The 25241-nt window shown below is 66.3% G+C and carries 19 protein-coding genes; 6 read left to right on the top strand and 13 right to left on the bottom strand.

The genetic code is table 11. The features are described 5' to 3' along the window. Positions 1-71 precede the first annotated feature (71 nt). Positions 72-713, bottom strand: a complete 642-nt coding sequence (locus JQ639_RS28800) for a glutathione S-transferase family protein (protein WP_211962824.1) — start codon at positions 711-713, stop codon at positions 72-74. A 300-nt stretch (positions 714-1013) separates the two neighbouring features. Between JQ639_RS28800 and JQ639_RS28795 the strand changes: the two genes are divergently transcribed. After that, complete coding sequence (locus tag JQ639_RS28795) at positions 1014-1646, top strand: dihydrofolate reductase family protein (protein WP_211962823.1); 633 nt, start codon at positions 1014-1016, stop codon at positions 1644-1646. Between the two features lie 417 nt (positions 1647-2063). On the opposite strand, the gene JQ639_RS28790 is transcribed toward JQ639_RS28795, so the two are convergent. The 4 genes from JQ639_RS28790 to JQ639_RS28775 form a co-directional block, all read right to left on the bottom strand. After that, positions 2064-2660: a hypothetical protein gene (locus JQ639_RS28790; RefSeq protein ID WP_211962822.1), complete on the bottom strand. Its 597-nt coding sequence runs from the start codon at positions 2658-2660 to the stop codon at positions 2064-2066. A gap of 270 nt (positions 2661-2930) precedes the next feature. Next, positions 2931-3848, bottom strand: coding sequence for a nucleotidyl transferase AbiEii/AbiGii toxin family protein (locus tag JQ639_RS28785; protein WP_211962821.1), 918 nt, complete (start codon positions 3846-3848; stop codon positions 2931-2933). After that, entirely contained in the window at positions 3835-4719 is an 885-nt protein-coding gene (locus JQ639_RS28780; protein ID WP_211962820.1) for a type IV toxin-antitoxin system AbiEi family antitoxin domain-containing protein, read from the bottom strand. The genes JQ639_RS28785 and JQ639_RS28780 overlap by 14 nt, the downstream gene beginning before the upstream one ends. Positions 4720-4969: 250 nt before the next feature. Further along, positions 4970-5764: an AraC family transcriptional regulator gene (locus JQ639_RS28775; RefSeq protein WP_211962818.1), complete on the bottom strand. Its 795-nt coding sequence runs from the start codon at positions 5762-5764 to the stop codon at positions 4970-4972. Positions 5765-5965: 201 nt separating this feature from the next. Between JQ639_RS28775 and JQ639_RS28770 the strand changes: the two genes are divergently transcribed. Beyond that, entirely contained in the window at positions 5966-6880 is a 915-nt protein-coding gene (locus tag JQ639_RS28770; RefSeq protein WP_211962816.1) for a DMT family transporter, read from the top strand. A gap of 641 nt (positions 6881-7521) precedes the next feature. Here JQ639_RS28770 and JQ639_RS28765 read toward each other — a convergent pair. Next, positions 7522-8895, bottom strand: coding sequence for an aminotransferase-like domain-containing protein (locus JQ639_RS28765; protein WP_211962814.1), 1374 nt, complete (start codon positions 8893-8895; stop codon positions 7522-7524). 48 nt (positions 8896-8943) lie between these two features. On the opposite strand from JQ639_RS28765, the gene JQ639_RS28760 reads away from it, so the two are divergent. After that, positions 8944-9420 (top strand): DUF983 domain-containing protein, encoded by a 477-nt coding sequence (locus JQ639_RS28760; RefSeq protein ID WP_211962803.1) that lies wholly within the window; start codon positions 8944-8946, stop codon positions 9418-9420. 255 nt (positions 9421-9675) lie between these two features. Here the strand turns inward: JQ639_RS28760 and JQ639_RS28755 are convergent, their stop codons facing one another. The 6 genes from JQ639_RS28755 to JQ639_RS28730 form a co-directional block, all read right to left on the bottom strand. Beyond that, complete coding sequence (locus JQ639_RS28755; RefSeq protein WP_211962802.1) at positions 9676-10479, bottom strand: hypothetical protein; 804 nt, start codon at positions 10477-10479, stop codon at positions 9676-9678. Between the two features lie 12 nt (positions 10480-10491). Next, positions 10492-10674: a hypothetical protein gene (locus JQ639_RS28750; RefSeq protein ID WP_211962801.1), complete on the bottom strand. Its 183-nt coding sequence runs from the start codon at positions 10672-10674 to the stop codon at positions 10492-10494. Between the two features lie 808 nt (positions 10675-11482). Continuing rightward, on the bottom strand, positions 11483-13210 hold the full coding sequence (locus JQ639_RS28745; RefSeq protein WP_211962800.1) for an amidohydrolase: 1728 nt from the start codon (positions 13208-13210) through the stop codon (positions 11483-11485). A gap of 323 nt (positions 13211-13533) precedes the next feature. Next, positions 13534-13905, bottom strand: coding sequence for a hypothetical protein (locus tag JQ639_RS28740; RefSeq protein WP_211962799.1), 372 nt, complete (start codon positions 13903-13905; stop codon positions 13534-13536). 280 nt (positions 13906-14185) lie between these two features. Next, complete coding sequence (locus JQ639_RS28735; RefSeq protein ID WP_211962797.1) at positions 14186-16603, bottom strand: glucose/quinate/shikimate family membrane-bound PQQ-dependent dehydrogenase; 2418 nt, start codon at positions 16601-16603, stop codon at positions 14186-14188. A gap of 346 nt (positions 16604-16949) precedes the next feature. Next, complete coding sequence (locus JQ639_RS28730; protein WP_211962795.1) at positions 16950-17660, bottom strand: Crp/Fnr family transcriptional regulator; 711 nt, start codon at positions 17658-17660, stop codon at positions 16950-16952. 480 nt (positions 17661-18140) lie between these two features. On the opposite strand from JQ639_RS28730, the gene JQ639_RS28725 reads away from it, so the two are divergent. From JQ639_RS28725 to JQ639_RS28715, 3 genes are all read left to right on the top strand, one after another. Beyond that, the gene (locus tag JQ639_RS28725; RefSeq protein ID WP_211962793.1) at positions 18141-18338 is read left to right on the top strand and encodes a hypothetical protein; all 198 of its coding nucleotides are present in this window, start codon (positions 18141-18143) and stop codon (positions 18336-18338) included. Positions 18339-18749: 411 nt separating this feature from the next. Further along, positions 18750-19091 (top strand): hypothetical protein, encoded by a 342-nt coding sequence (locus JQ639_RS28720; protein ID WP_211962791.1) that lies wholly within the window; start codon positions 18750-18752, stop codon positions 19089-19091. Positions 19092-19414: 323 nt separating this feature from the next. Next, positions 19415-20491 (top strand): alpha/beta hydrolase family protein, encoded by a 1077-nt coding sequence (locus JQ639_RS28715; protein ID WP_211962789.1) that lies wholly within the window; start codon positions 19415-19417, stop codon positions 20489-20491. A gap of 87 nt (positions 20492-20578) precedes the next feature. On the opposite strand, the gene JQ639_RS28710 is transcribed toward JQ639_RS28715, so the two are convergent. After that, positions 20579-25027, bottom strand: coding sequence for a CHAT domain-containing protein (locus tag JQ639_RS28710; protein WP_211962787.1), 4449 nt, complete (start codon positions 25025-25027; stop codon positions 20579-20581). Positions 25028-25241: the final 214 nt, after the last annotated feature.

Here is a 25241-nt window from a genome sequence, read left to right as displayed (position 1 = left end):
GGCTGCTTCCTTGGCGACGGCCTTGACCGTTTCCCTGGCGAGGACCCCGCCCCACTTCGATGCAGCAGGCATCACAACCCCGGCGATCTCGCCGCCCAGGCCTTGGTGGCCTGGCAGCTCTCCATCGCCCGGGTGTAGGCAGGGCGTCCCGTCGTGCGGGCGAGATAGTCGCGCTCGGCTGGTCCCGGGACATAGTTGCCGGTTCGCAGGCCAAGCAGGAGGGCATAGCTCACCGAGATATCGGCCGCCGTGAATCGGTCGCCGGCGAGATAGGGGCAATCCGCGAGGCGGCGGATGACCAACCCCAGCCGGCTCTCGAAGGTCCCGCGCGCCCAGCAGGTCACACGCGCATTGCGTTCGGCTTCGGGCGCCAGTGCGCGACCGACAAAGACGGCGTTCATCGGCCCCGCAAGTCCGGCCTCGCCCAGGTGGAGAAATTGCAGATAGGAAGCGAAGGCGGGATCGTCAGGAGCGACGGCAAGCGAACCTGTGTCATGGCGGGCGAGCAGATATTCAAGAATCGCGATCGATTCCACCATGATCGTCTCGCCGTCCTGCAGGACGGGAATGAAGCCCGCCGGGTTGATCGCGAGGAAATCACGATCGCTCTCGACTGCAAGCAGATCGACCGGGCGCAGCCGGAAAGCCAACCCCAATTCCTCGAGCAGCCAGACGACACGGAAGCCACGACCTTCGCCATAGACGGTGAGCATGGTTAAGTATTCCTCGCTTGGACTGGTTCGCCTGTTCGACTCGTCGCGTTCTTCCCGGGGACGTGATGTGTCTGAACCTCGAGCCGCCGGGTTCGCCGGGATCGAGCGGTGTCGCTTTCTCCAGATGCTCCGTCAGCCCGACACCCATTTCATCAACACACCGCCAGACAATTCGGCCTGCGCCATGCGGGCAGGCGTTCGACGCTGCCAAAATGATGAGCCGCGCTCCTGACCAGTTGCAAACCAAAATCAGTTGAGTCACACTCGACTGGTTGCAATTTACAAGCAGATGGAATCGTCATGGGCAAGGTGCGTGTCGCGGGATTTGCAGTGTCGATCGATGGTTTCGGGGCCGGCCCCGACCAGGGCCTGGAGCATCCGCTCGGCAAGGGTGGCCGGGAGCTGCACAACTGGTTTTATCCGACCAAGGCCTTTCGATCGATGATCGGGCAGGACGGCGGCACCGACGATCGCTTCGCCCGCGCGGCCATGGAAGGCTTTGGCGCCTACATCCTCGGCCGCAACATGTTCGGGCCCGCCGGCGACAACTGGGGCGGCCCCGACTGGAAGGGCTGGTGGGGCGACAATCCGCCGTATCACGCGCCGACTTACATCCTCACCCACCATGCCCGCGCGCCGATCGTGATGGAGGGCGGCACGACCTTCCATTTCGTCACCGACGGCATCGACGCGGCGCTCGCGCAGGCGAAGGCCGCTGCGGGCGACCGCGACGTCAAGATCGGCGGCGGCGTCGCCACCGTCCGCCAGTACCTGCTCGCCGGCGCGATCGACGAGCTGCACCTCGTGCAGTCGCCCATCGTGCTCGGCCGCGGCGAAGCGCTGTTCGCCGGCATCGACCTGCCGGGCCTTGGCTACAAGGTGACGGAAGTGGTCCCGACGGAGCTGGCGACCCACGTCGTGCTGACGCGCTGAGCGCAAAAAATGCACCGGCCTGGGACCGGTCTCCGTTCATTCTATTGCAACCCTTGGTTACTTTTGCATAATCGCTTCCCGTCAAAAGCGTGGAGCTGAAATGCCAAGAGAAAGAGATCGACTGAGGGAGCCCGAGGCTAGGATCTTGGCTTTGCGGATTGCGGCAAGCATGCCAAATCGTGAAGCCGAGACTGATTATATCAAGGACCGCGTACCTGATTACATTGAACTGACTGAATTGGACTTGAAGCCGTCAGACACCAGAGGTGGTGAGCCCTTGTGGCGGCAGATAGTGGGCAACGTTATTTCCCATCAAAACCAGTCGACCAGTATTTTTACGATGGGATACGCAGTGCGCCTGCCGGATGGCATTCGCGTAACGGACTCTGGCGTTGCCTATTTGGCCCGATTGGGGTTCTAAGTGAACTTCGCTTTATAGCCGGGCTTAAACCATTTCAGTTCGGTTGAGGTCGGCGCATCCTTGTCCCAAACAAACCAAGCATAGGCTGTCGTGCCACTGCCTTTCGGCTCGACACCGCTTGGATAAAACGTAATGCGTTCGCTGAAGACCCAGACGCGTGCCGGCGGAATTTTAGCAAAGATTGTGTTGGCTCGATTTGCTCCTTCCAGAAAGGCAAGCCTCAACAAGAGTGCAAATTTGCGCCGCGAGTGCTTTACGCCACTAGCAACAAATCCCTCTGCGCAATTGTAGGGAGGATTGGTCACAATATTTTCGGCATTCCACTGTGGGGAAAGGAAATCGTATCCCGCTTCACCGTAGCCGCGATCATAAAGATCTGAACTACGCACCGGCTGGCCGGTTTGCTCAAGAACGCGCGACATAGTTCCGTCGCCGCACGCGCTTTCCCAAATCTCACCACTGAATTTTTCGTTGTCGATCAACGCAAACGTCGCCCACCGGGGCGTCGGGAAAAAATCAGGCCCACTAAGATCAGCGAACCGTTTCGTTGTGGGTTTAAACCCACCGTTCAGATTGTAGGTCGCGTCTGCCATCGATTCGGCCTCCGATCAGAAACAGTAACTGAATCATAAAGCTAAGGAAGCCTTCTTTCTCCCGTGAGTCATTTTGACTCACGGCCTCTCTTTGAAAACTACCGAGGACCTACCAACGGCAGGTAAGCGCGTTACAGAGCGTGTGCCGTCAACAAGCTCGGCAATGTCCACAAGCGCTCAGCAAGCCCAAGCTCCTTCATTAGGGTAACGCTCGAACTTCTTGCCAAAAGCGTTGCGCAGCCTTCCCTTCACGCCCCGGCATAGAACGCGCTATCGGGAGAAGATGTCTTCCAGCCGCGCGACGAGCTGCGCCCTCGCCGGCGCATCCAGCTTGTCGAGATTGAGCTGCTTCCATTTCACGGCCGGCAGATCGGCCGCGTGGGCGACGCCGAGAAGATCCCAGTCCGGCTCACCGCGCTTGAAGCCGAGCAGAAACACGCGATGCGCTTCGGGCATCCTGCCCGCCACCTCGGCGATCAGCGCTTCGCGCGCTGCCACCAGTTCCTCGAGCGAGACGGGATCGGCGGCCATGCCATCGAAGCCGCGCTCGAACTCGCCACGGATATCCTTGCGCCGCGGCGCGATGACCTCCGCAACTGGACGGTCATGGCTGATCAGATAGACCACAAAGGCGCGCCGCAGATCATCGTCGATGCCCTCGCGCGCCAGCAGGTCGCGGACATCGAACAGGTCGCGCGGATGCTGGCGATCGAGTGCCGCCACGATCTTGCCTGCATAGAGATCGGCGAATGACACGACCTGCATTTCGGCGAAGCCAAACGAGTCTTCCACCGCGGAAGAGACCGATCTGATCTCGGGATCGAAGACACACCCACGCAGCACCGGCGTCACCTCGATCTTGATCTGCGCGTCGTGCCCCTGCACCGTCAGCTTGGTGACGACGCCCTCCGTCCGGTTGACGACCTCATTAACGCGGACATTGCGCAATCCCGACCGGATGGATGCCGCCACGCGCTTCATCCCGGCATCGATGGCCGCCAGCGATGCTGCGCGCGGAGCGACCGGCAGATAGGTCAGATCGATATCGACCGACAGCCGCGGCATGTCGCGCACGAACAGGTTGATCGCGGTGCCGCCCTTGAGGGCGAAGTCCCGCTCCGCCGCGACGAACGGCATCGCCGCGATGAGCAGCGTCACCTGCCGCTGAAACCGCTCAGACAGGGGCACTCAGGTCCTCCGGCACGGTGATCAGGTACGTGCGATCGAGCTTACCGCCTTTCACCAGCATGCGCTTGCCCTTGCCCAGATCGACCCTGCTGCGATCGAGCCGGGCGAGCCAGGCGTGGTTGTGACGCTCCGCGAACCAGAACAGCAGCCGCTTGACCTTCACGCTCCTGCAGTCTTCCAGCAGCCTCTGCAGCCGCCCGGGAGAGAGATTGCGCAGGCCTTCGACCAGCATGTCGACCTGATGGAAGCTCTCATCGTTCGGCAGCTCGTCGAGCAGTTCCAGCAGCGCGCGCTCGGGGGACGACACGACCAGTGACCACTCGCCTTCCCGCAGCGATTTGAACGCCCCCGACTTCAGGAGGTCGGCCGTGACACCACCGTGTTCGCGCAGGCGCTGTCCGGCATCGGCCATGACGGGATCGGACATGACGGGATCGGACATGACGGGATCGGACGTGACGGGATCGGACGTGAACAGCACGCCGCTGTTGTGAAAGACGAACCGCTCCGCGAGCGGCAGCTTGAACAGCCAGCCGGGCGGCGCGTCGACGCCATGAAGATGCACGACGGTCGATCCATTGGCCCGCAGGTAGTGCGCGAAGCCATGCAGCTCGAGGGCCGTTCGCCCGCCGACCGTCAGGGGATAACCGAGCAGGGTCTGCAGCGAGACGACCGCGTTCTGCCAGGTCAGGGAGCCCAGCGGCCGCTTGAACGTGCCGCGGGTCGGCTGCACCAGCCATCCCGCCGCAACATACTGCGTGCGCAGGCTGGTCGAATAACCGTTCCGCGTCATCCAGGCGGCATCGACCAGCAGCCCCGCCGGCAGGGTCCGCTCCAGTCGGTTTAATTTTCCACCGGAATGCTCAGCCATACTGAGCAAAATAACAAGATATCAAACCTCATGCAAGTTTGAAAATTCCATATTTTGCTTAGCATTACTTAGCAAAATAAGCGATATATAAACAACCGCCGACTGCGTCGAAAACCGGCTGCAGGCGTCGAATGTGGATGTCGAAAATCGGTCCGCCGCTCTGTTCGGGGACATCGCCGACACCCGTTCGGGGACATGGCCGACAGGTCGGGGACATGGGTAACACCCCGTCACCCGCCAGCCTCTCCCCTCACTCCCCCGCGTAGAACGCGCTCGGCGGCATGCCGAAGTGTTTTCGGAACATGGCGGTGAAGGCGCTCTGGCTTAAGTAGCCGGCATCGAGGGCGACGTCGATGATGCGCGCGCCGGCGGCGAGGCGCTCCAGCGCGGCGAGGAGACGCGCCTGGCGACGCCACTCCGCGAACGTCAGCCCCGTCTCCTTGGCGAACAGGCGATGCACGGTCTTCGCCGTGACGCCAAGACGGCGGCCCCATTGCGCGGCGGTGGCGTCGTCGTCGGGCGCGGCGACCAAAGCCTCGCACACCCGCCGCAGGGCGGCATGGGCCGGCATCGGCAGATACAGCGGCAGCACGTCGCGCACGGTGAGTTCATCGAGCAGCAGCTGCAGCAGCCGCTCGTCGCGCGATCCCGCGGCATAGTCGCGCGGGATACGCACGGCGGCGACCAGGAGTTCGCGCACCAGCGGCGACACGCCGATGACGCAGTTCTCGCCGGGCAGGCCGGACGCCACTGCGGGGTCGACGAACAGCGTGCGGATCTTGACCTCGCCGCACATCCGCACCTCGTGCTCGGCGCCGGCGGCGAGCCACACCGCGCGGTTCGGCGGCACCACCCACGTGCCGAGATCGGACTGCACGATCATCACGCCGGCGATGGCATAGAGCAGCTGCGCGCGCGGATGGGCGTGCCGCCCCGTGGTCATGCCATGGCGATAGTCGACCTCCATCGCGGCGATCGGCCGCTCGGTGGCGTGATAGGCGAGATGCTTGCGGACGATCGCCGCATCGGTCGGCACCTGCTCCATCGCTCGGCTTTCCTTTGTTGGACGCGTCGGCTCCGGTCCCCGCCTGTGGTCGATCGGCGGAGACCACCACCGCTGCGGCGAGGCCCTTCCGACCGGTCCAGCACCGAAATGTCCCAAACGCGATAATTCCCGTATCTTGTGCGAGAGACAAACCACGGCGCCTGCCGCTACGCAACGGCCTCTTTCCCTCAAGAGGTCACCATGCAAGCCCTGTCGTTTCTCTATCCGCTGATCGCCATCGTGCTGTGGGCGGGCAATGTCATCGCCTCGCGGCTGTCGGCCCATGTCATCGGGCCGCAGGCGATCACCTTCTATCGCCTGGTGCTGGCGGTGGCGCTGATGAGCACGTTCGTGCTGGTGCCGGCGTGGCGCAACCGCGCCACCATCTGGCCGCTGATCGGCAAGCTCGCGATCCTCGGCTTTCTCGCGATGTGCCTGTTCCAGAGCCTGTCGTATCTCGCCGCCGAAAGCACCACGGCGACCAACATGGCGGTGTTCACCGCGCTGACGCCGCTGCTTACGGTGCTGCTGAGCATCGCGCTGCTCGGCGAAGCACCGACGCTCGGCATGGTGGTCGGCGGCGTGATGTCATTCGCGGGGCTGATCTGGCTGGTCAGCGGCGGCGATCCCTCAGCGCTGCTGGCGCAGGGCGTGCATCTCGGCGATGCGCTGATGTTCGTCGCCGCCCTCGTCTACGCGCTCTATGGCGTGCTCTTGAAGCGCTGGGCGCTGCCGCTGCCGGGCTGGCAGTCGACCTACATGCAGGCGCTGTGCGCGCTCGCCATCATGTTCCCCGCGCTGCTCGCGACACCGGTGCCGATGCGCCAGCTCGACGCCACGACGCTGCCGCTGATCGCCTATGCCGGCGGCCTCGCCTCGGTGGTGCTGCCGTTCTTCTGGATCCGCGGCGTCGAGCAGCTCGGCCCAAGCCGCTGCGCGATCTTCATGAACCTGCTGCCGGTGCTCACCGCCGTGATTGCCGTGGCGATGCTGCACGAGCCGATCCGCGCCTATCACCTGATCGGCGGCGGCATCACCCTCGCCGGCGTCGCCTGCGCGCAACTGCTGCGCCGCCCGCTCGGCACGCCGCGCCCGGCAACACAGGCAGCGGAGTGAGGACAGCGGCGCGCCACGCATGCCAACCTCACTCGCTCCGTCATGGCCGGGCTTGCCCCACGGCTGTCCGGTTGAGCGTGCAGGTGGAAGCGACAGCTCTTTGAACAGGCTGAGCTCGATGGTTGCAGCAGTTCTCTGAGACGCGCTGCGCTTCCATATTTTCAGCGTCATCACCGGGCCGGCGCGCAGCGCCGTGACCCGGTGATCCAACTTTAAAAAGCGTACGTCGAGTCGCGAGGAAGCTGGATGGCCGGGTCTTCGCCCGGCAATGACGGCGTGGGTGTGGTTGGCGCCAAAACCAACCGGACAGCCGTGGGCTAGCCCCGGCCATCCAGCTTACGCGCCGCGCATCATGCGCGCTGTGAAGCTGGATCAGCGGGTCACGGCGCTAACGCGCCGGCCCGGTGATGACGCAGCATGGTGGGATGGCGCTCAGTTACTCACAACGGTTCATTCGCGACACCCTGCCCCTCATCCTGATGAGCCCGCACCGCGGGCATTTCGAAGGATGAGGCCGTGGCGTCTCGACCTCATGGTTCGAGACGCGCGGCGTTGCCGCGCTCCTCACCATGAGGGTTTAGCGCACGCAGCGTCAGTGATGACGCCGAGAATGTGGACGCGTCGCGTCTTCCCCGTCACGCCTACACGATCTGCCCGCCGCTGCCCGGCGCCTTGAGCGCGCTGGCGAGCACCTGCAGCGCTTGCGCAAGGTCGGCGCGGTTGCGGGCGGCGCCCAGCGACACGCGGATGCCGTTCGGCGCATCCTCGGACACGGCGAAGGCATCGCCGCCGACCACCGCGAGGCCGTGGCGCAGCAGGTGCACGATGAGATCCTCGCGCTTCCACTGCGCCGGCACCGGCACCCACAGGTGATGGCCATGCGGCCGCGCCGCGACGCGCAGGCCCGCGAGGTAGCGTGCCGCGAGCTGCTGGCGTCCCGCCGCCTCGTGACGGATGGCGCGGATGATCTGCTCGGCGACGCCGCTGGTCATCCATTGCGTCACCAGCGCCACCATCAGCGACGCCGACATCTGCACGGTCGCCTGCAGCGCGCCGCGCATCGCCTGCTCGGCGGCATCGTGCGGCGCCAGGAGATAGGCGACGCGCAGCGCCGGCGCGATCACCTTGGACAGGCTCGCGGCATAATAAGTGCGCTCGGGAATGAGGCTGGCGATCGGCGCGACCTGCGGCTCGAGCGCGCCATAGGCATCGTCCTCGATCAGCACGGTATCGGCGCGGTCGACGATCTCCGCCACCGCATGACGGCGTTCGGCGCTCAGCGTCGCCGTGGTCGGGTTGTGCTGCGTCGGCACGAGATACACCGCCTTCGGCCGATGGGCCGCGCAGGCGCGTGCCAGCGCATCGGGGCGCACGCCCTCCTCGTCCATGGCGACGCCGACGAGACGCACGCCGAGCCGCGCTGCGGCCGCCTTGAGGCCGGGATAAGTCACCGCCTCCGTCAGCACGACGTCGCCGGGCGAGGTGCGCGTCAGCAGGATGTTGAACAGGATCGCCTGCGCGCCGGGATAGACGATGAGCCGATCGGTGCGCGCTGCGGGGATGCGTTGCGACAGCCACGCCGCGCCGGCCTGCCGTTCCTCATCGCTGCCGCCCGGCCGCGCGTAGCTGAGGAAGGCGCTGAAGCCGGCGTCGCCGCGCACCGCCGCGAGCCCCTGGGCGATGCGCAGGTCGAGGTTCGCCTCGACCGGCTGCGGCGGGATGTTCATGGAGAGATCGATGGTGATGCGCGGCGGGCCCTCGGTGGCGCGCGCTGTCGTCTCCGACACAAAACTGCCGCGGCCGACCTGGGCGTCGATCAGGCCGCGCTTGCGTGCCTCGCCATAGGCGCGCGTCACCGTGGTCAGGTCGACGCCGAGCGCCTTCGCCAGCGCGCGATGGGTCGGCAACTGCTGGCCGCGCACCAGGCGGCCGATGGCGACGTCGGTGGCGATGGCCTCGACGATCCGCAGGTAGAGCGGCCCGTGGCCTTCCGAGATTGTAGGGATCCAATCCATGCAATTGCGCGCATTGTCTTTGAATGTTAGGTCGCTAATTCATATTGTATGGATCAACAATTGGAAAGAGCGAGAAGAGGTTTCGCCATGACGGACCCGAACGTGTCCCTGACCACGGCCACCCTGCGCGGCTTCGCGATGAAGTGCCCGTGCTGCGGCAAGGGCGCCCTGTTCGGCCGCTATCTCAAGGTCGTGGACCGCTGCAGCGCCTGCGGCGAGGATTACACCCATCAGCGCGCCGACGATTTTCCGGCGTATCTCGTCATCGTGGTGGTCGGCCATCTCATCGTGCCGGCGATCCTCGCCGTCGAGGTCGCCTACACGCCGCCGTACTGGCTGCACTTTCTGATCTGGCTGCCGCTGACGCTGTTCTCGTCGCTGGCGCTGTTGCAACCGACCAAGGGCGCCATCGTCGCGCTGCAGTGGCACAGCGGCATGCATGGCTTCGAGCACGCGCGGCAGGCGCGCCTCGCCAGGGCCGCGGCGCTGCAGCCGGCGCCCGTGCGGGCACAGCTGAAGGCGTGAGGGGAAAAACAGCGGAGCGTCTGGTCTTCAGCACGCACCACTCCCACAGCGTCATGGCCGGGCTCGACCCGGCCATCCAGCTTGCTCACCGCACGACGAAACTCAATAGCTGGATCACCGGGTCACGGCGCTGCGCGCCGGCCCGGTGATGACGTAGAGAATGGAGCGGCGCTGTGCTGACCCCGTTATTCTGAGGTGCGCGCTGTTGCGCGCCGCGAAGGATCAACAGCCCCGGCGCAACCCCGGCCCTCGCCGTCAGTGCGTCGTCGTCACCTTCGCCGACAGCGACAGCAGTCCGTTCTCGATGGTGACGTCGGTATAGGCGAGCGGCTGCGGCTCCTCGTAGCGCAGCGTGCGCAGGCCGATGGCATGGCTGTGCACCGGGCCCGGCGGCAGCTGCACCTCGGGCCTCAACAGCTTGACCAGCGGATTGATGCCCTGCGGCACTGCGCTGACCAGCGTCACCGTCCAGTCGACCTCGACGAATGCGTCGACCGTCACCACCAGCCGGGCCGGCCCGCCGGGCATCGCATCGATCCAGGCGTGCAGCGAGCCCGGCAGCAGCTCGACGACCGGCGGCGGCGCACTGTGGGCCGCGACATAGGCCTGGCAGGCGGCATAGGTATCGGGGCCGAACACCCGGACATAGATCGCGATCACCGGCGCGTCCGCCGGCGCGATCAGGTAGAGATCGGTGCCGATCTGCCGGTACACCACGAAACGCGGCTCCGCCGGATTGCCAATCATCAGCGGCGCGGCGGTCGCGGGCCGCTCGTCGATCTGGATGGCATGATGGCCGTTGCGATCGACCACGGTGACGACCTTCGCCGATGCCGGATAACCGGGAAACGCCTTCTCGGTCTCGAACGGCAGCTCGACGGGGCTGGTGATGCCTTCCGTCTCGAAGATCAGCGCCACCTGCGGAGGGAAGATCAGGAACGGCAATTGCTCGAGATACACTTTCGTCTGCGCGGTCGGCTTCCAGCCGACGGCCTTCACATGCAGGATTCCGTTCTGGCGATAGGCGGTATAGATCCCCGCCCCGAGCGTCTTGGACATCGAACGTCTCCGTCATTGAAACAGGTTTGAGAAAAAGGCGCCAAGAATGTCTTGAAACAAATCGTCAAAGGGATCGTCGGCAATCACGCGGCAGCGCCGCGCGCCTCTATCCAAAGCCTGCCCGCGACAAAAGACAAGCGCATGACAGCGGCCGGCCACGCGGCCGGCCACCAGGACAACCGTTGGCGCGGGCATTCCGCAGTCGGAAGCGGTACGGGAGGAAGGACCAGATAGCGGATGGCGGACAATGGCGCCGAAGCGCGCGCCCAACCGTCCCCCCGAGGCGCAAGCGCCGGAGCGCCTCGACGGACGAACGCCAGGGCGTTGCCGCACGGGCCGTCGCCCTTCGAGGGCCATGCTTCGCATGGCCACCTCAGGGTGACGGGTTGGAGGCTCGGGGTAACGGATCGCAAACTCCGGGGGACGGATCAAACAGCCGGAGCCGCGGAGCGGATGCAGCGCATGAAGGACCTGCGCTCACGCACGCCACACTCACCGCGTCATTTTTCTCTGCCGCCTTCCCCTCCCGTCATCCTGAGGTGCGAGCGCAAGCAAGCCTCGAAGGATGAACGCCAGGGCATCACCGCCCAGGCCGTCGCCCTTCGAGGGCCATGCTTCGCATGGCCACCTCAGGGTGACGGGTTGGAGGCTCGGGGAAACGCAAACTCCGGGGGACGGATCAAACAGCCGGGAGCCGCGGAGCGGATGCAGCGCATGAAGGACCTGCGCTCACGCACACCACACTCACCGCGTCATTCGCCTCCGCCGCCTTCCTCTCCCCTCATCCTGAGGTGCGAGCGCAAGCGAGCCTCGAAGGATGAACGCCGGGGCGCCACCGCACAGGCCGTCGCTCTTCGAGGGCCATGCTTCGCATGGCCACCTCAGGGTGACGGGTTGGAGGCTCAGAGTGACGCGTGAGAGGCTCGGCGTGACGGATCAAACAGTCACGTGACGGATTCGGCCTGGCGCCGCGCCGTCACATCGCGCTGGCGCTCCCCGCCCCTTACGCCTGAAAGCGCCGCTCGCCGTCGAGCCAGGTCTCGCGCACCGGGACGCCGCGCAGCGTCGTCGGGTCGACCGTGGTCGGATCCTTGTCGAGGATGACGAGGTCGGCCGCCTTGCCCGCAGCCAGCACGCCGGTGAAATCCCAGCGGCACTGCCAGGCCGCGTCCGCCGTGACCATGCGCAGCGCCGCGTCGACGGGGACGCACTCCGCCGGATTGAGCACCTCGCCGCCGTCGCGCATGATCCGCGTCACCGCGTTCTCCACCATGCGCAGCGGGCCGATCTCGGTGACGCTCCAGTCGGAGTGCAGCGTCGGGCGCAGGCCGCCCCTGAGCGCCGAGGCGCAGGGATCGAGGCGGTTCGCCCGCTCGGGTCCGAGGATGTCGTCGCGGAACGCGCGGCCCCAGTAATGGACATGGCCGATGAGGAACGACGGCGACAATCCCAGCGCCTTCATGCGCGCGATCTGCTCGTCATGCAGGATCGAGCAGTGCTCGATGCGGTGGCGATGATCGTCGCGCGGCTTCGTCCTGAGCACCGCGTCATAGGCATCGATCGTGGTGTCGATGGCGGCATCGCCATTGGCATGCACGCACACCTGCCAGCCGTCGTCATGGGCGATGCGGATGGCCTGCGTCAGTTGCTCGGCGGTGTAGTTCAGCAGGCCGCGGCTGTCCGAATTGAGGTAGGGCTGGCGCTGGTAGCCGCTGCGGCCCTGGTTGGAGCCGTCGGCCCACGCCTTGATCGCGCTGACGCGGAAGCGGTCGTTGCCGAAGCCGGGCTTGAGGCCTGCGTCCTGCCAGGCCTTCATGCGGCTCGACACCAGCGTGCCGCCATAGCGGACCGGCGGGTTGCTCGCCATCACGCTCTGGATCAGCTTGAGATCGCCGAGGCCCTGGAAGCCGAGCGCGCAGTCGAACAGGCCGGTGCAGCCGCGGCTCGCGGCCGTCCTGAACAGGCGTCCGAGCGCGGCGGCGAGTTCGTCGGCCGACGGCATGCCGATCTTCGCCATGAACGGCATCAGCGCCGGCGTTTCGTCGACACGGCCCGTCAGCTCGCCATTGGCGTCGCGGCCGTAGTGTCCCTGCGGCGGATCCGGCGTGTCACGGGTGACGCCGGCGGCCTTCAGCGCGGCGGTGTTGACATGGGCGATGTGGCCGTTGGACTCGTAGAGGAACAGCGGATGGTCCGGCGCGATGCGGTCGAGCAGCGCGAGGTCGATCACCGTCGTGCCCGGCGTGATCGTCGCATCGAACTGCCACGCCTTGACCCACGCCCCGGGCGCGGCTTGTGCCGCCGCCGTCCGCAGCGCGCCGACCACGTCGTCCATATTCCGCATCGCGAACGGGCCGACATCGAGCCAGCTCTCGAAGGTGACGAACGCGCTGTGCATGTGCGGATCGATGAGGCCCGGCAGCAGCGTGCCGCCGGCGAGATCGATCACCTTCGTGTCGGCATTGCGCAAGCCGTCGAGATCGCTGTCGGAGCCGACCGCCACGATCCTGCCGCCGCTGACCGCCACGGCCTGCGCCCGCGGCTTCGCCGGATCCATGGTCATCACCGTGCCGTTGCGAAACAGCAGCTCGGCGTGGGCCCCCTGCGCCTGCGCCGGCACCGATGGCAGCCACGCCGACGCCGTCAATGCCGCACTGGTCTGCAGCACCGTGCGCCGCGAGGCCATGAACTCCAGGACCGCGGCCAGGCCGGGATTGCAGGCGACACACATGAGCGTTCTCCCGGCAGACGTTGTCAGATTGTCTCCGCAGCTTGGATCAAAACCGCAAGGGAGACAACGCCGGCCAGGCGCACACAAAAAACCGCCAGCACGAAGGCCGGCGGCGGGAGGCGACACGGAGAGGAGGACTGCAACACGAAACGGGGGAAACAAGAGGGTGGCGGCCACGCCCGTCAGGGAGTCTCGGGAGGAACGAGAAGAAGGGCGCAGCCGCCAAACGCTTGAACTGAACTCAGGGACTCAACTGTCGAACGCAATGCTGGAACGCGACTCACACACGAACGCCCCTCACACGCATGTCGAACGCTTGCCGCTTACCAGGTCTGGTTGCGCGAGTTGTCGCCGTAACCGTAGCCATAACCGCCGTAGCCATAGGACGGCGCAGTGACCACCGGGGCCGGGACATAGCCATAGGCGCCGCGGAAGCTGTCGCGCTCGCGCACGACATAACGCTGATGATGATGGCGGCGCGCGGCGCTGCTGAATTCAGTCGGCATCGACCGTGCATAGCCATGCTTGACGATGACACTTTTCGCCGGCGTCGCCCTGGCCGGCGCCGGCGCGGCATGGCCGAGGGTCGGGATCGCGGCGAGCAGCGCGAGCGCGGCGGCAAACGCCAGCAGCAGGCGGTGATGAGTGGTCGGCAGGGCGGCGGCGCGGGCGGTCGCGGCGGGCTTGCGGGACATGATGCCATTCCTTGTGGTTGTGATCGGGCGTATCCGGCCGGGCGCTCGAAGATCTGACACGACAGACATCGGAACGCTGTTCGCAAATGCAAGAAAACGTCACGGCTTCGTGAGTTGCGCGCCCTGCGACCGCTGCGCGCAGGTCGGTTCCGGACAGAGCAAAATCGCCTGCGTTCAAAGACACATCGTCCCGTCCGCCATGCAGCCGCCCGCGTGCGGCAAGCCAGCAATGCGCCGGATGCAGCGGTGCGAACATACGGCAGGCTTCACAGCGGAGACGTCACTTCGCCAGGGCGTAGGCGATGATGTAATCGCCCGGCGGCGTGCCGAACGAGCCGTGGCCGCCAGCAGCGGTGACGACGAACTGGCGCTCGCCGACGGCATAGGTCATCGGCGTCGACTGCGCGCCCGCAGGCAGGCGGTCTTCCCACAGCTGATGGCCGTCGTTGACATTGTAGGCGCGAATGAAGTGATCGGCGGTGCCGGTGAAGAACGCGACGCCGCCAGCGGTGGCGATCGGGCCGCCGAGGCTCGGCACGCCCATGCGGATCGGGATCGGCAGTGGCGCGCTGTCCCGGATGGTGCCGTTGCGATGCAGCCAGACGACCTTGCGGCTGCGCAGGTCGATGCCGGCGATGTAGCCCCACGGCGGGCGCAGGCATGGCAGGCCGATCGGCGACAGAAACGCGTGCAGGTCGACACCATAGGGCGCGCCATACATCGGCTGCACGCCGACCTCGCTGCCGGGCGGATGCTTGTCCGTCGGCGCCGGCGGATTGTCCGGCCCGCGCGGCATCAGCTTCGACACGAACGGGATGTTGATGGGATTGGCGATGGCGATGGCGCGTTCGGGATCGACCGCAAGGCCGCCCCACTCGAAGATGCCGAGATTGCCGGGAAACACCAGCGTGCCCTGCAGCGACGGTGGCGTGAATGTGCCTTCGTAGCGCAGGCGGTGGAAGACGATGCGGCAGGCGAGCTGGTCGAGGATGGTGGCGCCCCACATGTCGGCGCCGGTCAGCAGCTCTTCGGGACGCAGCGTCAGTTCGGAGAACGGCTGCGTCGGCGCCACATGATCGCCGGGCGCGGCGCCCTGCGGCACGGCGCGCTCCGGCGCCGGCACGATCGGCGTGCCGGTGCGGCGATCGAGCACGAACAGGTTGCCGGTCTTCGCCGGGATGACGATCGCCGGCGTCGTCGCGCCGCCCTCGCCCGGCCAGTCGATCAGGCTCGGCTGCGCCGGCAGGTCCATGTCCCAGAGATCGTGGTGCACGGTCTGGTACGACCACACGCGCTTGCCGGTGTCGATGTCGAGCGCCACCAGCGCGCTGGCATAGCGCTCGCTCAGCGCATCGCGGTTGCCGCCCCAAATATCAGGCGTGCGCACGCCCATCGGCATGTACACGAGCTTCAGCTTCGGATCGTACGACGCGGTGATCCATGAGTTCGGCGAGTTGTTGGTGTAGGTGTGGGTCGGCGACGGCAGCGCGTTCTCCTCTGCCGCGCCGGAATCCCACGCCCAGACGAGGCGGCCGGTGTAGAGGTCGAAGCCGCGGATGACGCCCGAGGGTTCTTCCGTCGAGTAGTTGTCGATCACCGCGCCGTTGACCACGACGATGCGCTCGCCGATCACCGGCGGCGACGTCGGCTCGTAGAAGCCCGACGTCTTGATGCCCATGCCCTGCTGCAGGTCGAGCGTGCCATGGTCGGCAAATCCCTCGCACGGCTTGCCGGTGTCGGCATCGAGCGCGATCAGGCGGCCGTCATTGACCGGCAGGAAGATGCGGCGCGGACACTCCGCCGGCGCCGGCTTTCCTTCGCTGTCGGTCGCGCCCGGCGATGTCTGCGCGTAGGACACCCCGCGGCAGGTGAGATGCTGGAAGGTCGGGTTATCCTTAAGCTGCGGATCGAACGTCCAGCGCGGCTTGCCGGTCGCCGCATCCAGCGCGAACACCTTCTGGTGCTGGGTGCACAGGTACAGCGTGTCGCCGACCTTGATCGGCGTCACCTCGAAGGTGGTCTCGACGGGATCGTTCGGCCCCGGCAGGTCGCCGGTGCGAAAGGTCCAGGCGACCTTGAGCTGGCTGACATTCTGCGGCGTGATCTGGCGAAGCGGCGAGTAGCGCAGGCCATCCTGGCCGCGGCCATAGGCGCGCCAGTCGGCGTCGGGCTGGCTGCCCTCGCCCTGCGGCGCGGCCGGTTTCGCGGCGACGGCCGCGGCGAGATCGCCGATGCGCTCGTGATAGGGCGCGCCGCCGATGCCGAGATTGAAGGCAAGGCCGACGGCCAGCACCGCGACGCTCGCCGCCACGCCGGCCCACAGCGGCAAAGTCGGCGCACGGGCGAGCACGCCACCGCCGCGCGTCAGCCGCCCCGCCACCCATGGCGTCAGCAGCCACAGCGCCAGCGGAAACAGCAGGTCGCCGCGCGCCGCCAGCGGCCACCAGTCGAACCGCACTTCGCCCACCGCCCACACCAACGTACCGATCAGCACCGCGGCATAGACCCACAGCGCGGCGCGGTGATGAGCAATCAGCAGCGCGCCCGTGACGATGACGCCCGCGCCGGCCAGGACGTAGTACCGGGAGCCGCCGAGCGCGGCGAGCCACACCCCGCCGCCCGCGAGCGCAAGGCCCAGGACCGCGCAGACGAGGCCGGTGACAAGCACGACGCGCGAACGACCATTCGTGGACTGCATGGGACCCCGCTCCTGCGCCCTCCAACATCCGGCGCCACCGGAAAGTTCCCGCCGCCGCGGCAATCCCCCTTCGCCAGCGCCTGCAACGCGCGCGGCTTCTGTTCTGACTCTGAGTCTGTCTCTGGTCTGCTCTGGGGGCGCTGCGGCAGCGTGGCCGCAACGGCGCCGGAAACGTTTCGGCGGCGTTGCCCGCTGCCCCTATCCATCTGATCGTCCACGGCAACGGTCGGCGCGAACGCGCGCGGTCCCTCCGCCGGCCTGCGACCATGCGATGGCGAATCCGTGGTGAATTTTCAGCGTCTCGCGCGCCGAAACGCGCCAATCGCGCGCACGCTGCGTTCGAATGTCAGCCGCGGCGCGGCGGCTTCAGCTCGTGCTTCATGGTCTCGTAGCACTCGCAGCTACGCGCCTCGAGCGCCGGCCGGTCGAGGATCCGGATGACGCCGCGCGAGTAGCTGATCAGCCCCTCCGCCTGGAAGCGGCCGGCGACCTCGGTGACCGAGGTGCGCCGCACGCCCAGCATCTGCGACAGCAGTTCCTGGGTCAGCGCCAGCGTGTCGCTCTCGGCGCGGTCCACGGTCTGCAGCAGCCAGCGGCAGAACCGCGCATCGACCTGATGCAGCGCGTTGCAGGCGGCAGTGATGCGCGCCTGGGCCAGCAGCGCCTCGTTGAAGTGGACGCAAACGTCGCGCAGCGCCGGGCTGGCCGCGACCACCTTGCGGAACTGCGACGCGGCGACGCGCGCGATCACTGTCGGCAATTGTACGACAACTTTGACCCGCGAGACGTAGAGCCCGAGCCCGGCCATGGCGCCGACGACACCCTCGCGGCCGACGGTCGCGGTTTCGATGGCGCGGCCGTCCTGCATCACCACCAGCAGCGACAGCATGCCGTTGAGGGGAAAGTACACCGCGTCGACCTCGTCGCCGGCATCCAGCAGCCGCGTGCCCTGATCGAGCACCTGCAGGCTGAGATGCGGCTGCAGAAGGCCGAAGTCCGCCCGGGGGAGCGCTGCGAGCAACCTGTTGTCGACGGGGCTCAACGATGGCGAATTCACGTCGATCCTCGTCCGATCGAGCGGGCCTTGCACCCGAGGCTGATGAGACGCGCAGCTGCGGTGCGCGATTGTGGGACCTGTCAATCTAGAGTGGCGACAATCTCATGTCGGCCCGAAACCGTTCATAGGCGCCCAATCGACCCGGAAGCGAAGACCCGCAGTTCCGCCGCATTTTTTGAGGGCGAACGCGCCTGCTACGGTTTGAGGAGCAGTGTTCTGCCGATAAAAACTTATGTCAACAACCGTACACACTGGACACCATTGGGCAACTGCCGGCATGGCCGAGGGACCGCCGGTGCGGGAATACGGTTACCAGCAATAGGGGCTTGTATTCGGCCCGTTTGCTGCAAGATTTCAATCCTACGGTGCGCTGGAGCGGTCGGGGAGGACCAGCTTCGCAAGCCGTGGCTCCGGCGGCATCGATCATGCATCCCCGGGGGCAATTGCGATCGTATTCCCAGACATTTGGATCACCATGGGTTGGGCGTGATGGGTGATGATTCCGTAAAAGCGTCACTGACAGTGATTGATGGCGGATCCGGCGAGCTGCCGGCGGCGCGTCCGGCCATCACCGGGGAGAGTCTTGAGCTCGTGCAGGCGTTCATCAGGATCCAGTCGGCCGACGACCGGCGGCGTGTCATCGACCTCGCCATGGCGCTGGCGCCGCCGCCGCGCTGAGGGCGCCGGCCGGGCGCGATTAGACCAATTCCAGAACGGCCGGTGCGGCAGCCCGCGCGCCCGAATGCGCGCGGGCGCCTCATCTTGTGAATGTACGGTACCGTACATAAATCGATCATCGGGCCCGTCGTCCCGGTGCCGTCCGCGCGCCGCGCGCCCTGCCCGGCCATCGCCCCGGGCCGCCCGCCGCTCCCGCCGGATGTCGCCAGTCGACCGCGCCCACCGGCAAGACAAGCCAGCAGTGCTGCCCTTTCGGGCACAAACTGACGCGAAACTGACATTGCTGCCCTGCCCAACGCGCGGTAACTTTTTCACCAGTTGCTTGTATTGTTGGCTTTGAGATTCGCACTCGGGCTTACGACAAACGCGGGTCTCGCTGCTTGACGCACAGGCTGAAGCGGAAGCGACGCCATGCAAGTCAATACCAAGCCGGACACCACGCCGGTCAAACAGGCCGCCGGCACCCAGACGCCGATCGGCATCAGGATCGCGGGACTGGTGTTTCGCACCCTGTTCATCGCCGTTCTCATCGTCGCCACCGCGCGGGTCGCCAGCCCGCAGAACGAGACGCTGCTGTCGGTGTACGATACGCCGGCGGATCTCATCCGCCTGCTGATCGGCTTCGCGGTGTGCGCCTGGTTCTTCGTCCATCTGTTCATCCTGCCGAAGGATGCGGAGGGCTACCGGAGCTGGGTCTATATCGGCCTCGCGGTGCTGCCGTTGGCGGTGATCATGATGATCGTGATCTGGTAGGCGCCCCGCCTGCCCGATCGCGGCGGCCGCTCGTGCCGCACTGTTCATGCGCGCCACGTTGCGCCACGCGCTCCCCCTGACGTTGCGGCGCCTGCCGCCTCATCCCCCTTGTTATCCTCTTGCCGCATGTGCGGTGGATGGCGACAACGACGATGCGTGACCCGACACGGCGTTGCGATTCCTCGCCAGGGCGTTTTCGAGCGCAGCGTGCGGCGGTTGACGTGGTGACGCCGTCGCGTCCAGACAAAACGCCGAAGCGCGTTCACGATGCCATCACCAGCGAATGCGCGCGCGCCCGCCCCCGACCGGGCATCCGGGCGAAGATGCTGTGGCTGCTGCTCCTTCTCGGCACGGCGTCCCTCGCCCGCGCCGACGAGGCCGCGTTCAAGGTCGGCGTCGTCAGCCGCGATTTCGTTCCCTCCGCCGCCTACGACTGGCGCGGCGCCGGGCTGCACGCGCTGCGCACGACCGTCTGGTACCCCGCCGCCGCCGATGCGCGCGAGGAGACGCAATGGATCGGCCCACCGCTGCTTCCGTTCATCGATGCCGGCCGCGCCGCGCGCGATGCCGCGCCGGCGGCCGGGCCGCCACGGCCGCTCATCGTGCTGTCGCACGGCTTCGGCGGCACCGCGTCCGACCTGGCCTGGCTCGGCACCGCGCTCGCCGCGCACGGCTTCATCGTCGCGGCGGTCAACCACCCCGGCAACAACGGGCTGGAGACGGAAACGGTCGAGGGTTATGCGCTGATGTGGCTGCGCGCCGTCGATCTCGCCGCGGTCATCGATGCGCTGCGCGACGACGGCACCCTCGGTGCGCGGATCGATCCGGCGCGGATCGGCGCCGCCGGCCATTCCTATGGCGGCGACACCGTGATCCTGCTCGCCGGCGGCATCGCCGATCCGGAACGGCTGCTGGCGTTCTGCCGCTCGCCTGCGGCCGACGCGCTGTGCACGCCCACGCGCGCAACAGCGGAGCTGCGTGACCGGAGCCGCGCGCGCCTCGCCTCCGATCCCGCGTTCCGGCAGCGCTACGACAACGCCGGCCGTTCCTATCGCGATCCGCGCATCCGCGCGGTGTTCGCCATGGCGCCGGGACCGGGCCCGATCTTCACCCCCGAAAGCCTTGGCGCGATCGCCATTCCCGTCGCACTCGCCATCGGCAGCGCCGACGCCATCACGCCGCCGGCCTCGGGCGCGGATGCGCTCGCCAGGGCAATCCCCCATGCCGCGCTCACGACGTTTCGCGATGCCGGGCACTTCGTGTTCTTCGCGGCCTGCACCGCGACGGGACGCCTCTTTCTCCGCACCGCCTGCAACGATCCCACCGGCGTCGACCGCGACACCATCCACGACGAGACCATCCGCCTCGCGCGCGACTTCTTCGACACGAACCTGCGCTGAGCGCGTCAGAGACAAACGAAATCCAGGACGTTCTGTTAAGTCAAAGACGTTCTGTGGAATCAAAGACGTTCTGCCTCGCCTCCCCTTTCAGGCGCCCCAGCATGTGAACGCAGCCCAATAGTCTGGATGTTCGAACGGACGCCGATTGTCAGACCCCGGCGGAAGGCGAATGCCGGACGTTGACCTTGCGACAGCCGGGGACACAGGCGCCGGCGCGCCTGGATCGCCCGCCGCATTCATGGACCGGGCATCGTTGGCAACCATCAGGAATGCGCCCTGCTCGTCCGTTCCCGCCGGAAAAGCGCCTTTCAGCTCGCCATAGGTGACGTTCCGCAGCCAGTCGAGCGCCGCACGGATCGCATGGGCAGGCCTGGTGCGTTCGTTGCCCTTCTCGTCGAGCCATTCATTGTAGAAGCGCGAGGCCAGCAGAAAGCTCGCACCGTCTTCGATGGGCCACAGGCTTCCGATCACACAGGCCGCGCCCGCCTGCACGAAGCCAACGGGCAGGCCGATAAACTCTTCCGGCAGATCGAACACGCCCGCCAGCCCGCTCTCGCAGGCGCACAGAAACACGAGCCGTGCCTTGTCGAGGCGCGCGTGACGCAAATCCTCCAGCGTCAGCTCTCCATCCGCCATCTTCAGTCCGGAAAGCGCCGGCTGTAGTGCGTGATGATGGCCATGGGTCGACACATGAAACACGCTCGCCGCAGGCAGCTGCTCCAGCACGGCGAAAAGCGTCGCTTCCTTGCCGACGAGGATCGCCGGCCCTGGCTCGGAACGAACGAGATGTCGCCTGAGCAACTCGGCTTCGGCACGCGCCCCCGGCAGGCTTTCGTCCGGATCGATCACGGCAAGAAGTCTGGCAGGCTGGCCTGCGCGTTCCTGCGTGCGATCCCGGCAGACCGCCAGCGTGCGAGCGCTCGGGGCGTAGGTCACCATCCATCGATCGCCGAAATGCAGACCATCCGGCCCTGGCCCCGCGGCATGCAACGGCAGCAGACCGAGCAGGCCCGAAGGCAGGAGAACAACCGGCGCATCGGACTGCAGTCTTGCAACGTCATGCAGATGAGCATCGACCGGCGCCAGAAATCGCTCCCAGAGCCATGCCATCGTTTCCACCACATGGGTCCGCCAACGGGCGGCGGCGGCGAGATCCTCGCCGCGATGTTGACGGAAGTGATCGTCGTAAACTCCGAACCAGCCGTTGTCGCCGCCGAGATGCGTACTGACCTCTTGCTGGTTCAACTGCGGCAACGCGACGACAGCCGGCGCGGCGGCTCCGTCCGCGACAATAAAAGCAAAAGCCTCGCGCCGGGTCAGAACCGGCAGCACGATGGCGCCACCGGGAGGAACGGCGGCGGTGATTTCCGCTACAGTTGCGGGCTGGGGCCTGCGCAGAAGCCCGAGCTTCCGGCAAAGGGAGATATAAGCGTCGTTCGCCTTCTGCAGTTCGGCCTGCAGACGCTGGCGCTCTCCCGGTTCGAGTTCGCGGCGCATGGTGTCAGAGCCTGGCTCGAAGCCAAGCTGCATCCGGAGCAAGCGACGACGATCGCGCGCCGCCTCGACCAACTCGCGCGCCGCTGGATCGTCGAGCTGTTCCGGCCGCGCGGCGGACTGGTTCATCGCATCGGCCAGCAGCCGCGTGCGGCCAGCCTCAGCGGCGATGAGTGCGGCACTCACGTCAGGCTCAGGCTGGCGCAAGCGGCAGAGGCTCAACAGACTGTAGAGATCGCTGACCTGCGCGACCGCCCGAGCCCGCCCGGCAGGGCTGCGTGAGGCCTCCATCAGCGCTGCATCGCTGAGCGCCAGCGCGGGCTCGATCACGGCGATCGCATCGTCAGGACGGCTCAGGCGCACGAGCAGCAAGGCCAGGGCTGCCGCGATGCCCTGGCGCGTGTTCAGATCGCCGCTCGCCGCATACACGTCGAGCGCGTCGCGATAGGCCGCTTCCGCCTGCTCGAACCTTGCCGCATTGCCGGTCAATGTGCCGAGACTCTCGAACACACCGCCTAGATTGACCTGGGTCGCTGCCCAGTCCATCGGCGCTCGTTCGCGGGTCCGCTCCTTCAGCGCCTCGCGGTACGCCAGCTCCGCCCGTTCGAGGCCTTCCGGATCGCTGGATCGTTTGCCGAGTTGCCGAAGCACATTTCCGAGATTGATCTGCGTCGCCGCCCAGTCCATCGGCGCCCGCTCGCGGGTCCGTTCTTCCAGCGCCTCGCGGTACACCACATCCGCCTGTCCAAGCAGAGCGATGTCACCGGTCAGAACACCGATGTCCTGAAGCACATTGCCAAGATTGGTCTGGGTCATCGCCCATTCCATCGGCGTCCGTTCGCGGGTGCGCTCCCTCAAAGCGTCCTGATAAGCCATCCCCGCCTGCCTCAGCCGCTCCGGGTCGTCGGTCAGTTGCCAGAGAACAAAATATGCATTGCCGAGATTGTTCTGGATCATCGCCCAATCCATCGGCGCTCGCTCGCGGGTGCGCTCCTTCAACGCTTCTCGAAAGGCTTCCTCCGCCAGCTCGAGCCGCGACGGATCACCCGTTTGCCCGCCTAACCTTTGCAACAGATCCCCGAGATCGTTCAGCGTTGCCCAGCGCTCTCCCCCTCGTTCACTGGTGCGTTCGTCCAGCGCCTGGCGATAGGCCGCTTCCGCCCGTGCGAGCTGTATCGGGTCTCCTGTCATCAAGCCGATTTCCTTGAGGACGTTGCCGAGGTTGTTCTGGGTGGTCGCCCACTCCTTCGGCGCCCGCGCGCGCGTACGTTCCTCCAGCGCGTCGCAATACGCAGCCTCAGCCTGTGCGAGCCGTGCCAGATCGCCCGTCAGCAACCCCATGGACCTCAGCACACTGCCGAGATTGTTCCGGACCTGCGCCCAGTACATCGGTTCGCGCTCGCGCGTGAATTCCTGCAGAGCCTCGCGACAGGCCGCCTCTGCCGCCTCGAGCCATCCGAGCTGACCGGTCCTCGCGCCACGGACCGCGAGCACGACACCGATCCTGTTCTGGATCTCCGCCCATTTCATCGGCTCGCGCTCACGCGTAAATTCCTTCAGGGCTTCGCGATAGGCCGCCTCCGCCTGCTCGAACCGAGCCGTGTCACCGGTCAATTCACCGAATTTTCCCAGAACATGCCCGAGGTTGTTGTGGGCCGTCGCCCAGGCGGCCGGCTCGCGTTCTCGGGGCATTTCCGTCAGAGCTTCGCGATAAGCCGCTTCCGCCTGCTCGTATCGTGCCGGACTGCTCGTCAGATCACCCAACCCATCGAGCGCATCGCCGCGCATGCCCTGAAGGGCAGCCCACGCTCCGGGCGCTCTTGCCCGGGTCGCGATCTCCGACATCTGCTCGCAGAGTTCGATCTGGCGTTCGAAATTCTCTCCGGTCGGGTGACGTTTGGCTTCGGCCACCAGCGCCTGCAGTTCGGCGTTCAAAGCCATGATGTCGACGGTGGAGCCGGTGCGCGCGTGAAACTCTTCGAACGCGGCCTCGATCCCGCGTTCGCGGCAGGCGGCCAGAAGATCGGCATGGGCAAGAATGCGTTGCCGCGCCTCCTCGTGTTTCCCGGACGCGGCATGTTCGGCGTTGGCCCGCAACATGTCTTCTGCCAGAGGATGCAGCAGAAGCGCCTGCTCGGTTTCGATCAAGATCCGCTTGTCGTCGCGCCCGGCCGCAATGAGCGCGTTCAAGAGCGCGACCACGCGCTCCTGGTCCGGTAAGGGAAGGAGATTCTGATCGTTAGACGGCGGTGCAGGCGTTTCCGGCACATCCGTCCTCGCGCGGAGAGCCTCAAGCAACGTACCGAGCTTGTTCTGGATCGCCTGCCACTGTTCCGGCGCGCGCTCGCGTGTGAATTCTGTCAGAGCCTCGCGATAGGCGATCTCCGCTTGCGCGAGCCGCACCGGGTCATCCGTCAGCGCCCCGAGCATGGCCAGCATAGTCCCGATATTGTTCTGGGTCGTCGCCCATTCCGTCGGTGCGCGCTCACGGGTAAATATCTTCAGGGATTCGCGATAGGCTGCCTCCGCTTGCACGAATCGCGCAGGGTCCCGTGTCAGGGTGCCCAGCCCTCCCAGCGCGTGCCCTCGTGTCCCCTGGATCGCAGCCCACGCTTCAGGAACTCGCTCCGGAGTCGCGACGTCCAGCATCCGCTCGCAGATCCCGACCTGGTGTTCGAAGTTTTCCCGGGTCGGACGATGTTCGGCTTCGGATGTCAGCACCTGCAGTTCGGCGTTCAACGCCTCGATCGTTCTTGTGGCGCCGGCAAGCGCTCGCAACTCTGCGAATGCTGTTGCCGCTCCGCGCTCGCGGCAAGCGCTGAGAATATTGGCATGAGCAAGAAAATACCTCTTCGCCTCGGGCTGCCCCTGCCTTTCGGCATTGGCCCGCAACGCGGCTTCCGCCAGGGGATCCAAGAGAAGATCGGGCTCGGCCTCGATCAGACGTTTCTTCTCGTCGGGTCCAGCGGCGAGAAGCGCACTGAGTACTTCTGCGAGACGCGCATGATCCGGTGACGGGTTCTGCTCATCCAGTTCAGCCATTTGCGACCTGCCCCTTGTGGCCTCAATGCATTTCAGGATTTGTCCGGGATGCTTCGGCGCGTCGAGACGTCGTATTTCCGTCGAACTGGACGCCGCGGCTTTTCATGCATCAAACGCGCCAATCGACTTCGGCCGGGACCAACGCCGATCGACCATCGTCATGACATATCAGGATGGCGTGTCGGAAAATGAACAGCACCGGCCATCGCCCCGC

The sequence above is a fragment of the Bradyrhizobium sp. U87765 SZCCT0048 genome, assembly GCF_018131225.1.
GTDB lineage: Bacteria > Pseudomonadota > Alphaproteobacteria > Rhizobiales > Xanthobacteraceae > Bradyrhizobium_A.
This window is presented reverse-complemented; position numbering and strand designations above follow the sequence as displayed.